Source organism: Streptomyces sp. NPDC097640 (assembly GCF_040302705.1).
Lineage (GTDB): Bacteria > Actinomycetota > Actinomycetes > Streptomycetales > Streptomycetaceae > Streptomyces.
In genome coordinates, this window is record NZ_JBEOSB010000005.1 from 207,931 (window position 1) to 223,592 (window position 15,662).

15 protein-coding genes are annotated in these 15,662 nt (G+C 71.7%); 13 read left to right on the forward strand and 2 right to left on the reverse strand.

What is annotated here, in order from left to right:
* Positions 1-58 precede the first annotated feature (58 nt).
* The 8 genes from ABTY62_RS09470 (at position 59) to ABTY62_RS09505 (ending at position 8,087) form a co-directional block, all read left to right on the forward strand.
* The gene (locus ABTY62_RS09470) at positions 59-1,078 is read left to right on the forward strand and encodes a sugar ABC transporter substrate-binding protein (protein WP_352129026.1); all 1,020 of its coding nucleotides are present in this window, start codon (positions 59-61) and stop codon (positions 1,076-1,078) included.
* Positions 1,075-2,127, forward strand: a complete 1,053-nt coding sequence (locus ABTY62_RS09475) for an ABC transporter permease (protein WP_352128827.1) — start codon at positions 1,075-1,077, stop codon at positions 2,125-2,127. The genes ABTY62_RS09470 and ABTY62_RS09475 overlap by 4 nt, the downstream gene beginning before the upstream one ends.
* Complete coding sequence (locus ABTY62_RS09480) at positions 2,124-2,972, forward strand: ATP-binding cassette domain-containing protein (RefSeq protein WP_352128828.1); 849 nt, start codon at positions 2,124-2,126, stop codon at positions 2,970-2,972. The genes ABTY62_RS09475 and ABTY62_RS09480 overlap by 4 nt, the downstream gene beginning before the upstream one ends.
* A gap of 303 nt (positions 2,973-3,275) precedes the next feature.
* The gene (locus ABTY62_RS09485) at positions 3,276-4,427 is read left to right on the forward strand and encodes an ROK family glucokinase (RefSeq protein WP_352128829.1); all 1,152 of its coding nucleotides are present in this window, start codon (positions 3,276-3,278) and stop codon (positions 4,425-4,427) included.
* A complete protein-coding gene (locus ABTY62_RS09490) occupies positions 4,424-5,134 on the forward strand; it encodes a hypothetical protein (protein WP_352128830.1) in 711 nt (236 codons plus the stop codon). The genes ABTY62_RS09485 and ABTY62_RS09490 overlap by 4 nt, the downstream gene beginning before the upstream one ends.
* 95 nt (positions 5,135-5,229) lie before the next feature.
* A complete protein-coding gene (gene pcaDC, locus ABTY62_RS09495; protein ID WP_352128831.1) occupies positions 5,230-6,525 on the forward strand; it encodes a bifunctional 3-oxoadipate enol-lactonase/4-carboxymuconolactone decarboxylase PcaDC in 1,296 nt (431 codons plus the stop codon).
* 58 nt (positions 6,526-6,583) lie between these two features.
* Positions 6,584-7,228: an MBL fold metallo-hydrolase gene (locus ABTY62_RS09500; protein WP_352128832.1), complete on the forward strand. Its 645-nt coding sequence runs from the start codon at positions 6,584-6,586 to the stop codon at positions 7,226-7,228.
* Positions 7,229-7,307: 79 nt separating this feature from the next.
* The gene (locus ABTY62_RS09505) at positions 7,308-8,087 is read left to right on the forward strand and encodes an exodeoxyribonuclease III (protein WP_352128833.1); all 780 of its coding nucleotides are present in this window, start codon (positions 7,308-7,310) and stop codon (positions 8,085-8,087) included.
* 54 nt (positions 8,088-8,141) lie between these two features.
* Here ABTY62_RS09505 and ABTY62_RS09510 read toward each other — a convergent pair whose 3' ends face one another.
* Entirely contained in the window at positions 8,142-9,956 is a 1,815-nt protein-coding gene (locus ABTY62_RS09510; protein WP_352128835.1) for an SGNH/GDSL hydrolase family protein, read from the reverse strand.
* 153 nt (positions 9,957-10,109) lie between these two features.
* On the opposite strand from ABTY62_RS09510, the gene ABTY62_RS09515 reads away from it, so the two are divergent.
* From ABTY62_RS09515 to ABTY62_RS09535, 5 genes are all read left to right on the forward strand, one after another.
* Entirely contained in the window at positions 10,110-10,550 is a 441-nt protein-coding gene (locus tag ABTY62_RS09515; RefSeq protein ID WP_311723425.1) for a DUF6278 family protein, read from the forward strand.
* 167 nt (positions 10,551-10,717) lie between these two features.
* Complete coding sequence (locus ABTY62_RS09520) at positions 10,718-11,464, forward strand: amino acid ABC transporter ATP-binding protein (RefSeq protein WP_352128836.1); 747 nt, start codon at positions 10,718-10,720, stop codon at positions 11,462-11,464.
* 14 nt (positions 11,465-11,478) lie between these two features.
* Entirely contained in the window at positions 11,479-12,396 is a 918-nt protein-coding gene (locus ABTY62_RS09525; protein WP_352128837.1) for a glutamate ABC transporter substrate-binding protein, read from the forward strand.
* A gap of 46 nt (positions 12,397-12,442) precedes the next feature.
* Entirely contained in the window at positions 12,443-13,087 is a 645-nt protein-coding gene (locus ABTY62_RS09530) for an amino acid ABC transporter permease (protein ID WP_352128838.1), read from the forward strand.
* The gene (locus ABTY62_RS09535) at positions 13,084-13,947 is read left to right on the forward strand and encodes an amino acid ABC transporter permease (RefSeq protein WP_352128839.1); all 864 of its coding nucleotides are present in this window, start codon (positions 13,084-13,086) and stop codon (positions 13,945-13,947) included. Before ABTY62_RS09530 ends, ABTY62_RS09535 begins: the two co-directional genes overlap by 4 nt.
* A 34-nt stretch (positions 13,948-13,981) precedes the next feature.
* On the opposite strand, the gene ABTY62_RS09540 is transcribed toward ABTY62_RS09535, so the two are convergent.
* Positions 13,982-15,586 carry an alpha/beta fold hydrolase gene (locus tag ABTY62_RS09540; RefSeq protein ID WP_352128840.1) on the reverse strand — a complete coding sequence of 535 codons (1,605 nt, stop codon included), beginning with the start codon at positions 15,584-15,586 and terminating at the stop codon, positions 13,982-13,984.
* Positions 15,587-15,662: the final 76 nt, after the last annotated feature.

Genomic DNA, 15,662 nt, shown 5'->3' on the forward strand with positions numbered 1-15,662 from the left:
TGCCCGGACGCCGTATTCCGGGACAAAACTGGACGTCTTCGAGAAGGGCTGGGTCTTCGTGGCCAGGGTTGGGACAGGGGCACGTGCGTTGACCGCCGCGGTGCTGGCGGGGCTGCTGGGGTTCGCCTCGGCGGGGTGCAGCAGTACGGGCGGCAAGCGCGCCGAGGAGCGGGCCGAGAGGGCGGCGGCCGCTTCGGGGCGGGCGGCGGTGAACACCCCGAGGATGACCTTCGCCATGGTCACCCACTCCGGCGACGGTGACACCTTCTGGGACATCGTCCAGAGCGGGGCCGAGCAGGCCGCCCTCAAGGACAATGTGAAGTTCCTCTACGCGCACCACGAGGAGGGCAAGGACCAGGCCCAGTTCGTGCAGACCTACATCGACCAGAAGGTCGACGGGCTGATCGTCACCCTCGCCAAGCCCGAGGCCATGCAGGCCGTGGTCAAGAAGGCCGAGAAGGCGGGCATACCGGTCATCACCGTCAACTCGGGGGCCGCGGAGTCCAAGGCGTTCGGGGCCCTGAGCCACATCGGCCAGGACGAGACCATCGCGGGCGAGGCGGTCGGCGAGGAGCTGAACAAGCGGGGCCGCAAGAAGGCCCTGTGCGTGCTGCACGAGCAGGGCAACGTCGGCCTCGAGCAGCGCTGCGACGGCGCCGAGAAGACCTTCGACGGCAAGATGGAGCGGATCTACGTCGAGGGCACCAACATGCCCGACGTCGCCTCCTCGATCGAGGCGAAGCTCCAGGCCGACAAGGACATCGACACCGTGGTGACGCTCGGCGCCCCGTTCGCGGCCACCGCCGCCAAGGCGGCGGACCAGGCGGGCAGCAAGGCGGAGATCGACACCTTCGACCTCAACGCCAAGGTCGCCGAGGCGCTCCAGAACGACACGCTCGGCTTCGCCGTCGACCAGCAGCCGTATCTCCAGGGCTACGAGGCCGTGGACCTGCTGTGGCTGTACCACTACAACGCCGATGTCCTCGGCGGCGGCAAGCCGGTCCTCACCGGCCCGCAGATCATCACCAAGGACGACGCCGCCGAGCTGGCCAAGTACACCAAGCGGGGGACCCGATGAGCGCGGAGGCGCCACCCCTGACCCCCCTGACCAAGGACGAGCGGCTGATCCGCCGCTCGCTGCCGCGCCGCCTGGCCGGCCGCCCCGAGCTGGGCGCGGTCGTCGGCGCCGTCGCCGTCTTCGTCTTCTTCTCGGTCGTCGCCGACAGCTTCCTCCAGTGGTCCAGCTTCAGCACCGTGCTGTACGCCTCCTCGACCATCGGGATCATGGCGACGCCGGTCGCGCTGCTGATGATCGGCGGCGAGTTCGATCTGTCGACCGGGGTGATGGTCACCTCCTCGGCGCTGGTCTCCTCGATGTTCTCGTTCCAGATGACGGCCAACGTCTGGGTCGGCGTCGGGGTGTCCCTGCTGGTCACCCTGGCCATCGGCTTCTTCAACGGCTTTCTGCTGGTGCGCACCGGGCTGCCGAGCTTCATCATCACGCTCGGCACCTTCCTGATCCTCCAGGGCTGCAACCTCGGCTTCACCAAGCTGATCAGCGAGTCGGTCTCCACCAAGACCATCGCGGACATGGAGGGCTTCCCCGCCGCCCAGGACGTCTTCGCCTCGCACCTGACCATCGGGGACGTCGATCTCCAGGTCACCGTTCTGTGGTGGCTCGGCCTGGTCGCGCTCGCCACCTGGATCCTGCTGCGCACCCGCGCGGGCAACTGGATCTTCGCGGTGGGCGGCAACAAGGAGGCGGCCCGCGCGGTCGGCGTGCCCGTGGACCGCACCAAGATCGGGCTCTACATGGGCGTCGCCTTCGCGGCCTGGATCGCCGGGCAGCACCTGCTGTTCAGCTACGACGTCGTCCAGTCCGGCGAGGGCGTCGGCAACGAGTTCCTCTACATCATCGCGGCCGTCATCGGCGGCTGTCTGCTGACCGGCGGCTACGGCTCGGCGGTCGGCGCCGCCGCCGGCGCGTTCATCTTCGGCATGGCGAACAAGGGCATCGTGTACGCGCAGTGGAGCGCGGACTGGTTCAAGTTCTTCCTCGGCGCGATGCTGCTCCTCGCGACCATGCTCAACTGGTGGGTCCGTAAGCGGGCGGAGGCCAGCACATGACCACGACAGACACCGCCGCCGACACCGCTGCCGATCCGTCCGGCCGCACGCCGCTGGTCGAGCTGCGCGACGTCAGCAAGCAGTACGGCAACGTCAAGGCGCTCCAGGACGTCTCCCTCGAAGTGCACGCCGGGGAAATCACCTGCGTCCTCGGCGACAACGGCGCGGGCAAGTCCACCCTCATCAAGATCGTCGCGGGGCTGCACCGGCACGACGCGGGCAGCCTCACCATCGAGGGCGAGGAGACCAGGCTCGGCTCGCCGCGCGAGGCCCTGGACCGCGGCATCGCCACGGTCTACCAGGACCTCGCGGTGGTCTCCCTGATGCCGGTGTGGCGCAACTTCTTCCTCGGCTCCGAGCCCCGGAAGGGCCGCGGGCCCCTCAAGCGGCTCGACGTGGAGACGATGCGTTCCACGACGCGGGCGGCGCTGCTGCGCATGGGCATCGACCTGCGCGACGTCGACCAGCCCATCGGCACCCTCTCCGGCGGCGAGCGGCAGTGCGTGGCCATCGCCCGCGCCGTCCACTTCGGCGCCAAGGTCCTGGTGCTGGACGAGCCGACGGCGGCGCTCGGCGTCAAGCAGTCGGGGGTGGTGCTCAAGTACGTCGCGGCCGCCCGTGACGCGGGTCTCGGTGTGGTCCTGATCACCCACAACCCGCACCACGCGCACCTCGTCGGCGACCGCTTCGTCCTGCTCAAGCGGGGCGCGATGGCCGGCAGCCATCTGAAGTCGGAGATCACCCTCGACGAGCTCACCCGCCAGATGGCGGGCGGCAGCGAGCTGGAACAGCTCAGCCACGAGCTCGCCCGCCCGACGGAGAAGGACACGGCGAGCGACGTCTGAGGCGGTCCGAGAACGCGCGGCGCACGCCGGGCACCGCATGGCGCGATCACCCGCCCCCGGGCGGGGCTCACCATGCGGCGCCCGGGGCGGGTGAGGCACAATCGCACGGCGGGCCCCACCCGCCACGACCACGCACGCCGAGGCCCCGGCCTCCCGAGACCCCCGCAGGGACGACGAACTCTTGCGAGCACGCACCCGCAGCGACCGCATCCCCCACGCCTGCGCAGCCGCCCTGGCGGGCCCGCCCGGTCCGGCCCGCGCGGCCCTCGGCCGCGGCCTCGGCCTGGGTGAAGGGGTGAGCCGATGAGCATCTACCGCGAAAGGGTGCACCGGGGGTCGGCCCGGGCGACCGTGCTGCGCACCGTCGGCACCCGCGAGCGCCGCTCGCACCTCACCGCGCCCCGGGTCCCCACGGTCGGCATCGACATCGGCGGCACCAAGGTGATGGCCGGGGTCGTCGACGCCGACGGCAACATCCTGGAGAAGCTGCGCACCGAGACGCCCGACAAGTCCAAGAGCCCCAAGGTCGTCGAGGACACCATCACCGAGCTGGTGCTGGACCTCTCCGACCGGCATGACGTGCACGCGGTCGGCATCGGCGCCGCGGGCTGGGTCGACGCCGACCGCAACCGCGTCCTGTTCGCCCCCCACCTGTCCTGGCGCAACGAGCCGCTGCGCGACCGCCTCGCCGAGCGGCTCGCGGTCCCGGTGATGGTCGACAACGACGCCAACGCCGCCGCGTGGGCCGAGTGGCGCTTCGGCGCCGGGCGCGGCGAGGACCACCTCGTCATGATCACCCTCGGCACCGGCATCGGCGGCGCGATCCTGGAGGACGGCCAGGTCAAGCGCGGCAAGTACGGGGTCGCGGGCGAGTTCGGCCATATGCAGGTGGTGCCCGGCGGCCACCGCTGCCCCTGCGGCAACCGCGGCTGCTGGGAGCAGTACAGCTCCGGCAACGCGCTGGTCAGGGAGGCGCGCGAGCTGGCCGCCGCCGAGTCCCCGGTGGCGTACGGGATCATCGACCGGGTCGGCGGCAACATCGCCGAGATCACCGGGCCCCTGATCACCGAGCTGGCCCGCGAGGGCGACGCCATGTGCATCGAGCTGCTTCAGGACATCGGCCAGTGGCTCGGCGTCGGCATCGCCAACCTGGCCGCGGCCCTGGACCCCTCCTGCTTCGTCATCGGCGGCGGCGTCAGCGCGGCCGACGACCTGCTGATCGGCCCGGCCCGGGACGCCTTCCGGCGCACCCTGACCGGCCGCGGATACCGGCCGGAGGCCCGTATCGTCAAGGCGCAGCTGGGCCCCGAGGCGGGCATGGTCGGCGCCGCCGACCTGGCCCGGCTGGTCGCCCGCCGCTTCCGCCGCGCCAACCGGCGCCGGGTGGAGCGCTACGAGCGCGCCGGGACCAGCCCCCTGCGGCTGGCGTCGCGCGGCCAGGCGGAGCGGCAGTGACCGCCGCCGAGCAGCGGTCCGCCGCGTCCGCCAACGGTGCTGCCCCCAACGGCCCCGCCGCCAACGGATCCTCCGCCCATGGGGTCTCCGCGAACGGCTCCTCCGCCCATGGCACCTCCGCCCATGGCACCTCCGCCAACGGGGCCTCGCCGCCGGGCCGGGGGACCGCCGGGGAGCGGTCCGGTGACGGTGGCCGCCGTCCGCGGCGCCGCTGGCTCAAGGCGGTGGTGGTCTTCCTGCTGATCACGATCCCCGCGGGCTATCTGGTCATCTCCGCCCTCCAGAGCCGCGACAGCGGCGAGGAGAAGCAGGAGAACGCCTCGGCGAACGGCCTCACCACGGGCTGGCCCAGCAAGGTGCAGCGGCGCATCTACGACGTGTGGATCCCGTCCTACTCCGCGGACGTGGCGTTCTACGAGACGAACTCCTGGAAGACGAGCGCGCTGTACGTGCAGTTCGTCACGTCCGTCCAGGGCCTGGACCGGTTCCTGGTCGGGCTCGGCACCGACCGCGCGGAGCTGAAGGGCGGCCGGATCACCATCGACGCCGACGACGCCAGGAAGGTCGGCTGGAAGCTCGGCGGCGACGAGGACTGGGCCGGCATGGTGGTCAAGCAGAAGGAACCCCAGCCGGAGTTGGAGATCACCGTCGACCTCGACAACCGGCGCCACCCCAAGGTGTACGTCGTCTCCACCGTCACGCCGTAGCCGTCCCGGAGGGCCGTCGCGGCGGCCCTCCCGGGCCCCGGAAGACCGGCCGGAAGGGCCTGATCGCCGACAGGGCCGTCGGATACCGTGACCCGGTGAGCGAGACGCAGACTCTTCAGTACCGGTTCGACGGTCCCGAGGACGGGCCCGTACTCATCCTCGGCCCGTCGCTGGGCACGACCTGGCACATGTGGGACCGCCAGATACCCGAGCTGTCCCGCCACTGGCGCGTGCTGCGCTTCGACCTGCCCGGCCACGGAGGCGCGCCCGCCCACCCCGCCGTCTCGGTCTCCGACCTCGCCGAGCGCCTGCTGGCCACGATCGACGGGCTCGGCATCGACCGCTTCGGCTACGCGGGTTGCTCGATCGGCGGGGCCATCGGCGCGGAGCTGGCGCTGCGACATCCGCTCAGAGTGGGCTCCCTCGCGCTCGTCTCCGCCTCACCGCGCTTCGGCACCGCCGACTCGTACCGCCAGCGCGGCGTGGTGGTCCGCACCAACGGCCTCGACCCGATCGCCCGCGCCACCCCCGAGCGCTGGTTCACCCCCGCCTTCGCGGCCGGCCAGCCCGCCATCGTCGAGTGGTCCGTGCAGATGGTCCGCACCACCGACCCCGGCTGCTACATCGCGGCCTGTGAGGCCCTGGCCGCCTTCGACATGAACGCCGAACTCGGCCGCATCGGCGTGCCCACCCTGGTCGTGGTGGGCGCCGACGACCACGTGACCCCGCCGGCCGACGCCCGGGTGCTCGTCGCCGGGATCCCCGACGCGCGGCTCGCGGTCGTCCCCGGCGCCTCCCACCTGGCGCCCGTCGAACAGCCCACCGCCGTCACCGACCTCCTGGTGCGCCACTTCTCCACCGCCTGGCAGTCCACGGACCAGCCGACCGGCATGACCATGATCCCCGCCCCCGCGCACCGGGCGATGCTGGCCACCGCGCCGCCCACCGGCATCCCGGTCGCCGAGATCGGCTACGCCGCCGACCCCGTCCCCGCCGTGCCCGACACCCGCTCGGACGCGTACGACAAGGGGATCAGGGTGCGCCGGGAAGTGCTCGGCGACGCCCATGTGGACCGCGCCCAGTCCAACGCCGACGAGTTCACCGGCGACTTCCAGGACTTCATCACCCGCTACGCCTGGGGCGAGGTGTGGACCCGGCCCGGCCTCGACCGGCGCACCCGCAGCGTGATCACCCTCACCGCGCTCGCCTCCCGCGGCCACCTCGACGAGCTCGCCTTCCACACCCGCGCCGCGCTGCGCAACGGGCTGACCCCCGCCGAGATCAAGGAAGTGCTGCTGCACACCGCCGTCTACTGCGGCGTGCCCACCGCGAACTCGGCCTTCTCCGTGGCCCAGCGCGTCATCCGCGAGGAGACCACGCCCGAGGGGTGAGGCCTCCCGGGAGGGGCACGGAGCGCCCGGCGCGTCCGCCGGGAGCACAATGATCCCCATGAAGCTCACCAAGAAGGGCCACGCCTGCGTCCGGCTGGAGAAGGACGGGCGGTCGCTCGTCATCGACCCCGGCGCGTTCAGCGAGGGGGACGCCGCGGTCGGCGCCGAGGCGATCCTGGTCACCCACGAGCACATGGACCACTTCGACGAGCAGCGGCTGCACGCGGCGCTCGACGCCAACCCCGCCGCGCGGATCTGGACGCTCGCCTCCGTCGCCGAGCAGATCGCGGACGCCTTCCCGGGGCGCGTGCACACCGTCGGGGACGGCGACACCTTCACCGCCGCGGGCTTCGACATCGAGGTCCACGGGCAGCTGCACGCCGTCATCCACCCGGACATCCCGCGGATCACCAATGTGGGATACGTGGTGGACGGCTCGGTCTTCCACCCCGGCGACGCGCTCACCGTGCCCGGGCGGCCGGTCGAGACCCTGCTGCTGCCGGTCCACGCGCCGTGGAACAAGCTCGCCGAGATCGTCGACTACGTCCGCGAGGTCGGGCCGAGCCGCTCGGTGGACGTCCACGACGCCCTGCTGTCCGACATCGCGCCGCTGGTCTACGGCCGGATGCTCGGCCCCGACGGCCCCGGGATCGGCGGCGCGGAGCATGTGCGCCTGGTGCCGGGGGAGAGCGTGACGGTCTGAGCCGGCGGCCTGAGCCGACGGTCCGAGCGGCACGGCCGCCCGGTGAGCGTTGTCGGACCCGCGAGGTAGGTTGTCCCCTATGCGCATCGCGACCTGGAACGTCAATTCGATCACCGCGCGGCTGCCCCGCCTGCTCGCCTGGCTGGAGAGCAGCGGCACGGACGTGCTGTGCATACAGGAGATCAAGAGCGCCGAGAGCGCCTTCCCGTACGAGCCGCTGCGCGAGCTGGGCTACGAGGCCGCGGTCAACGCCACGGGCCGGTGGAACGGGGTGGGCGTGATCTCCCGGGTCGGCCTGGCCGAGGTGACCTCGGGCCTGCCCGGCGGCCCGGCCTACGAGGGCGAGCAGGAGCCCCGCGCCATCGCCGCCACCTGCGGCGCCGTCCGCGTCCAGTCGGTGTATGTGCCCAACGGCCGGGAGATCGGGCATCCGCACTACGACTACAAGCTGCGCTGGTTCGAGGCGCTGCGGGACTCCGCCGCGGCCGACGCGGCGGGCGGCCGCCCCTTCGCCGTCCTCGGCGACTTCAATGTGGCGCCCACCGACGAGGACGTGTGGGACCGCGCCGTCTTCGAGGGCTCGACACACGTCACCACCAAGGAGCGCGAGGCGCTGGCCGCCCTGCGCGAGGTGGGCCTGTCCGACGTGATGCCGCGCCCCCTGAAGTACGACCACCCCTTCACCTACTGGGACTACCGGGAGCTGGGCTTCCCGAAGAACAAGGGCATGCGCATCGACCTGGTGTACGGGAACGAGGCCTTCGCCAAGGCCGTCGGCGACGCGTATGTGGACCGCGAGGAGCGCAAGGGCAAGGGCGCCTCGGACCACGCGCCGGTCGTCGTCGACCTCGACGTCTGACGCTCCCGGGCCGGTCGGCCGACCCGCGGTCAGGCCGCGGGCCGGCCGGAAGCCTCAGCCGGTCAGCTGCCGCAGATCGATCGCGTCGGCCATCGCCTGGAGCCCCGCGTCGCCGGGGTGCAGATGGTCGCCGCTGTCGTACGCGGGCGCGATCCGCTGTGGCCGCAGCGGATCGCGCACCGCCGCGTCGAAGTCCAGCACCGCGTCGAACGCCCCGCCGCTGTCACGGATGAAGGCGTTGACGGCGCTGCGCCGGGCGTCCACGTCCGCGGTGCACAGGGACTCGCCCTCGCAGGGCGCGATCGTCGCCACCGCCACCCGCAGCCCGCGCTCATGCGCCCGCTGCGCGAGGGCGCGCAGCCCGGCGGTCAGCTGCTCGGCCGAGGTGCCCCAGCGCAGATCGTTGATGCCCTCGAAGACCACGACCGTGCGGACGTTCGTCTGCGCGAACACATCGCGCTCCAGCCGGTGCAGAGCGCTGACCCCGCCGGTGTCCGTGCTCACCCCCTCGCCCGGGTAGCGGTCGGTCACCACGCGGTTGGCGGAGATGCCCTGGTTGAGCACCCCGTACGCGGGGACGTCGGACTGGCCGAGCAGCCGCCGGGCCAGCACGTCCGGCCAGCGCCGGTTGGCGCCGGTGGTCGACTTGGTGCCTTCGGTGATCGAGTCCCCGAGGGTCACCACCGACCCCGGCCCGCCCCCGACGTCCACACCGGTCAGGAACGGCCAGGTGGTCAGGGTCCCGGTGTACGCCCCGCCGTCCGCGTCGGCCGTGTGGTCGCCGCTGCCCGGCGGGCTCAGATAGGAGCGCTGGGTGGCCTGGCTGTGTACCGGCACCGCCTGGACCGTGTCCGGCAGATGGATGGACACCAGCAGATTGGCGTCCGGCGGGACGTCGAAGCCCACCGGGTCGCTGAACTCCTGCGCCCCCGCCGCGATCTCGATGCCCTCCCGGCCGCCGAAGGTGAGCGCCACCGGGTCGCCGTCCGCCGCCGCGCCCTCCGCTTGCAGGGAGACGCTGGCGCGGCCGATCCGCACCGGGGCGGCGGCGAAGGTGTTGGCCAGCCGGATCCGGGCCCGGGGCCCGCCCGCGCTGGTGTGCACCACGAGCCGCAGCGTCTGGTCGGTCCAGGGACCGACCGCCGTGTATCCGCTGCTGCTCGCCGACCAGCTGCCCGTCCAGCCCGCGGCGGCCCGGCGCACCGAGGCGGCGAACACATGCAGATCCGCCGAGCCCGGGTCGCGGGGCAGCACCACCGAGGCGATGTCCCGGCCGCGCTCCACCGGCACCGTCACCGCGTACAGCCGCGCGGTCTCCACCCGCTGCCCCGCGCCGCTGTTGATGTGGGGGACGGCGACGGCCCGGGTGCCCGTCGGGCCGGAGCCCCAGTCCGGCGCGGTGAGCGTGTACGTACTGCTCGACCCGTCCCGGTAGCGGACGACGCCGGTGCCGCTCGCCTCGCCGCCGGTGCTCGCGACCAGGAACGACAGCCCGTCGCCGCGCCCGTGCAGCCGCACTGTCTGACCGTCGGCGCGTACGTTGTCCGGGCGCGCGTGGCCGGCCGCCCGGGGCCAGGTGAGCCGGGCGGAGTCGATGGTGAGGGTGCGGCCCGGGGTCCAGCCGGCGGCCCGCAGATCCTGCGCGGACAGCGAGTTGCCCGCGCCGTCGAAGTCCGCGCCGCCGGGGCCGCCGTCGTCGCTGACCGCCGTGTTGTCGAAAAGCCGCTCCAAGGGGAGCGGCTTTCGGGGGTCTTGGCCGGGTGACCCGGGCGTGGCGGCGCCCGCGGGCGCCGCCGCCGTCCAGGCGAAGGAGAGGGCGACACCTCCCGTGACGAACGCGGTCGCTGTCCACCGTCTGCCCAGGAGCATGTGTGTCCCCTCTCGCAACCAACCCAACCGGCGATCCGACAGGTGCGGGACGAACGTAGGGAGACGGAAGGGTGTCGTCAAGACAATGATCGGATCACGGGCTTTCCGCGCGCCCTGTGGTGTGGCGGGCGTGGGGGTGCCACGCTGACTGGTATGAACATCCCGTTCTTGGGCAACTGGCGCAAGCGACACGACCAGGCGCGAGGTACGGCTGTCATGACCGCCCGGGAGGCGGATCAGCAGGGCGTGGCGCAGCTGTTGTCGGAGTGTGAGCTGCTGCGCGCCCGGGCCGCGTCCGCGGGGGTCGGGCTCGACGACTCCGCGGCCTCGCTCGAAGCGCTGGACCAGCTGCTGCCGCGCTGGCGCGACGACCCCGACGAGCTGCCGTGGCTCGGCAACGACGCCGGGCTGTATCTGGGCACCGTGATCATCCGTACCGTGCCGGGCGCCCTGTGGCAGGTGTGGCCGAACGGCCGGCCGATCGTCCGGCTCGCCTCAGGGCGGGAGATCGACGTGGTGGGGGCGGGCCATGAGTGGGCGGCCGACGGCGCGCCCGAGCTGTCGTATGTGTACGCCGAGGTCGCAGAGGTCTGAGCCGAGGTCTGTGAGCCGCGGTCCGTGGACCGCGGCCTGGGCCGCAATCCCCCACTCGGCCCCTTTCAGGGGTTAAATATCCATTGATGCGTGTCGCCGCTAAAGCGCCCCTTATGTGTGGATAGTTTGCGCTGAGCGCGACACAGCTGAAAGTGGGTGTGGCCGGTATGGCCTTCGGCGAAGCGTTGATCGAGTTGCGCGAGGTCAACAAGTACTTCGGCGCGCTGCACGTCCTGCGGGACATCGACCTCTCCGTCGGCCGCGGCGAGGTGGTGGTCGTCATCGGACCGTCCGGCTCCGGCAAGTCGACCCTCTGCCGGACGATCAACCGCCTCGAGACGATCGACTCCGGCACCATCACCATCGACAGCGTCCCCCTCCCCGAGGAGGGCAAGGAACTCGCCCGGCTGCGCGCCGACGTCGGGATGGTCTTCCAGTCGTTCAACCTCTTCGCGCACAAGACCGTGCTGGCCAATGTGATGCTCGCCCAGCTCAAGGTGCGCGGCCGGACCAAACAGGAAGCCGAGCGGCGCGCCCGCGAGCTGCTGGACCGGGTCGGGCTCGTCACGCAGGCGGAGAAGTACCCGGCCCAGATGTCGGGCGGTCAGCAGCAGCGCGTGGCGATCGCCCGCGCGCTGGCCATGGACCCCAAGGCGATGCTCTTCGACGAGCCGACCTCCGCGCTCGACCCGGAGATGATCAACGAGGTGCTGGAGGTCATGCGCCAGCTGGCCCGCGACGGCATGACGATGGTCGTGGTCACCCACGAGATGGGGTTCGCGCGCTACGCCGCCAACCGAGTGGTGTTCATGGACGGCGGGCGGATCGTCGAGGACCGCCCGCCGGACGAGTTCTTCGCCGCGCCCAGCACCGAGCGCGCCAAGGACTTCCTCTCCAAGATCCTCAAGCACTGAGCCCGGGGGACCACATGACGCGCACCCGCCGCGCGCTCGCCGCCCTGGCCCTCGCGCTGACGCTGCCGGCCGCGGTCTTCGGCTGCGGCAAGGAGGGCAGCCCGCCGGTCAAGGGGCCCAAGCCCGGGGCGCTGCCCACCTACAAGGTGAACACCGGCTTCCGGCTGCCCTCCTCTCCCACCTGGCGGAAGGCCAAGCGCCGCGGCTATCTGGTGGTCGGCGCCAAGGAGGACCAGCCGTACCTGGGCGAGCGGGACCCGGCCACCGGCCGCTACTCCGGCTTCGACATCGAGATCGCCAAGATGATGTCGGCTTCCCTCGGCTTCGACCCGAAGACGATCAGGTTCAAGACCATCGCCTCCGCCAACCGCGAGACCGCCCTCCAGAACGGCCAGATCGACTACTACGTCGGCACCTACACCATCAACCCCCTCCGCAAGCGCCTGGTCGGCTTCGCCGGCCCCTACTTCATCGCCGGCCAGTCGCTGCTGGTCCGCAAGGACGAGAAGGACATCCACGGCCCGCAGGACCTGGCCGGCAAGACCGTGTGCTCGGTGGCCGGCTCCACCCCGCTGATGCGCCTCCAGACCGACTACCCCAAGGCCCGCACCGTCGCGTACGACACCTACTCGGTCTGCGTCGACAACCTGATCAGCCTCCAGGTGGACGCGGTCTCCACCGACAACACCATCCTGCTGGGGTACGCGGCCAAGGCCCCGGGCGAGCTGAAGGTCGTCGGCAGGCCGTTCTCCAAGGAGCCGTACGGCATCGGCGTGCCGAAGAAGGACAACGCGCTGCGGTTTGCCCTCAACGACGCCATCGAGGCCCATGAGCGCAACGGCGACTGGCTGAAGGCGTACAACGCGACCCTCGGCCTGTCCGGGGTGCCCGCCCCCAAGCCACCGCCCGTCGACCGCTACCCGCCGCGCTGAGAAACCCGCTCCGCCTTTCCCGGACCGACCCCAGGACCGCCCTCCCATGTACGTTCTCACGCACAACTTCTCCCTCTACGGCGAGGGCTTCCTCGGCACCGTGCAGCTCACCGTCTACGCCTCGCTGCTCGCGCTCGCGCTCGGCGTGCTGATGGCCGGCTTCCGCGTGGCGCCCGTCGCCCCGCTGCGGGCCTTCGGCACCGCGTGGGTGACGGTGCTCCGCAACACGCCCCTGACCCTGCTCTTCTTCGCGGTGATGCTCGGCCTGCCCCGCTTCGGACTCGTCCTGCCGTTCTTCACCTTCGCGGTGCTCGCGCTCGGCTGCTACACCTCGGCGTTCATCTGCGAGGCGGTGCGCTCCGGCATCAACACCGTGCCGGTCGGGCAGGGCGAGGCGGCCCGGAGCCTCGGCATGAACTTCCCGCAGACCCTCGGCACGGTGGTGCTGCCGCAGGCGTTCCGCACGGTGATCCCGCCGATCGGCTCGACCCTGATCGCGCTCGCCAAGAACTCCGCCATCGCGGGTTCGTTCAGCGTGACCGAGCTGCTCGGCACGTACAAACCGCTCAACGAGCTCGGCTACAACATCATCTGGACCTTCGTCTGGATCGCCCTCGGCTATCTGATCATCACGCTCGCCATCAGCGCGCTCTTCCATGTGCTGGAGCGCCGCTGGGGGGTGCCCCGATGACCACCGCCAGCGCTCTCTACGACGTCCCCGGCCCGCACGCCCGGGCCCGTCACCGCGCCTACGGGCTGCTGGCCGCGGTCGTGCTGCTGCTCCTGCTCGCCTGGATCGTCTATCTGCTCATCCACACGGGCCAGTTCGCGGCCGAGAAGTGGCGGCCCTTTGAGTACAAGGGCATCCAGCTCCTGCTGCTGCGCGGGCTCGGCAACACGCTCAAGGCCTTCGCCCTCGCCGCGGTCTTCTCCCTCGTCCTCGGCGGGGTCCTGGCCGCCGGGCGGCTGTCCGAGCACCGCCAGGTGCGGTGGGTGGCCACGCTGGTCGTGGAGTTCTTCCGGGCCATGCCCGTGCTGGTGATGATCTTCTTCGTGTTCGTGGCGCTCAAGGTGCAGCCGCTGCCCGCGCTCGTCGCCGGACTGACCCTCTACAACGGCTCGGTGCTCGCCGAGGTGTTCCGTACGGGCGTCAATTCCGTCGAGCGCGGGCAGCGCGAGGCGGCGTACTCACTCGGCATGCGCAAGACGCAGGTCATGGCGCATGTGCTGGTGCCGCAGGGGGTGCGGGCGATGCTGCCGGCCATCATCAGCCAGCTGGTGGTGGCCCTGAAGGACACCTCGCTCGGCTTTCTCATCACGTACGAGGAGTTTCTGCACGCGGGCAAGCTCATCGCCGGCAACCTCGACTACGGCCTTCCGTTCATCCCCGTCGTCATGGTCATCTCCCCGGTCTACATCGGGATGTGCATGCTGCTGTCGTGGTTCGCCAACTGGGTCGCCAAGCGGGAGCGGCGCAGCGTGAAGACCGAGGCGGTGAAGGTGGCCCCGCCCGAGCCCGCCACGATGCTCCCGGGCGACACGATGCCGTGACGGGCGCGCGCGTTGTCCTGGCGCTCGCGCCTCCTCAGTCCCGGACCGGGAGCGACAGATACGACGGGTCGGTCTTCGGGGAGGAGAAGGTGAGGTGCGCGCCGTCGGGGTTGTGCTCGATGTACAGCGGGTCGACCGTGTCGACGACCAGCGCGAGGCGGTGTCCGGCCGGGACGTCGTACGCCGTCGAGAACAGGTCCAGGTCGACGGCGAAGGGCGTGCCGGGCGTGCGGTCGTGGAAGGTGACCGGCGCGTTGGTGATCAGCTTCCCGACGCCGAGCGCGTCCACGTCATAGAGGTAGGCCACCGCGGTGCCGCTGGACTTGTCGCTGGTCACGGTGGTGTGCAGCGACACCGTGCCGCGGATGCGCTGCGCCGCGTCGTAGCGCCCGGTCTGCCAGACCGCGGCGCGCTCGCGCGACAGCAGCGGGACCGAGACCAGCGGCGGGATCTTCAGGAACTGGTCCAGCGCCCCGGTCAGCAGCACGGTCCCGGCGTTGGCGCCGGAGTCGGCGTTCGCGGCGATCTGCCGGGTCTCGCCGAGGTCGATCCGGCGCTCGCCCGACGGCACGGCCGACCAGCTCGGATAGCCCTCGTAGCCGCCCCCCGTACGGGACTTGAGCTGCACCGGCCGCTCCTGGTCGATGCCGTTGCGCTCGCCCTTGACGTAGCGGTCGAGCCAGCACCTGGCGTCGTCCCAGGTGTCGTTGGGCAGGCCGAGCAGCCCGGTGAGCTCGCCGGTCGCGTGGTCGCCCGGCCGGAACTCCAGGCGCTTGGGGCCGGTCAGCTTCTCGTAGAAGTCGGCGTAGGTGTTGGGCGGGAAGATGGAGTCGCCCCAGGCGTTGGCGAGCATGACCGCCGTGCCGTTGGCGTTGATCCGGTCGAGGTAGGTGGCGGCGGAGCGTTTCCTGCCCCACTCGACGATCTCCTGCTCCTTGGTGAGGTCGGAGCCGAGGAAGTCCTGGAAGATCTGCCGGAGTTCGGCGCTGGGGCGGCCGAGCAGCTCCCCGGAGCCGCTGAGCAGGGCGGCGGCCTGGGCGTGCTGGGTGCGGCCGCTGTAGATGGAGCCGACCAGATCCGCCCAGCCGCTCAGCGCGGCCACGGCCTTGATCCGCTTGTCGAAGCCGGAGGCGAGCAGGCTGATCCCGGCGCCGTACGACACCCCGGCCATGCCGATCCGGCCGGGGTCGGCGGGGGTGTTGGCCAGCGCCCAGTCGATGACCTTGGAGGCGTCGGCGACATCGGGCGGTCCGGCGGTCTCGATCTCCCCGCCGGACTGCCAGAAGCCGCGGACGTTGTAGCTGAGCACGACATAGCCGGAGTCGGCCAGCTTCTGGGCCTGGGCGAGATATTCGGCCTGGGGCAGGGCCCAGCTGGTGGGCAGGACGACGAGCGGGAGGCGCTGCGAGCCGTCCGCGCCGCGGGGGGTGACGACGTTGGCGGCCAGGGTGACGCCGCCGTCGCCGGGGATGTCGACGAACCGTACGGACGAGGCCGCCGACTGGGCGGCGGCCCGCGGCGGGGGCGGGGGAGCCGCCGCCTGCGCGGCGGGGGCGAGGCCGAGGGCGGCACCGGCCAGCACGGTCGCCGAGACGGCGGCTGCGGCGGTGGCGCGCAGCGGTTTGCGGGCGTGGGTCACTGTCGCTCCTGGAGGGGGAGTGGACCGGCAGAAGGGCGTGTCCGGCGCCTGACAGCCCCTAAGTGACCCGACGGTA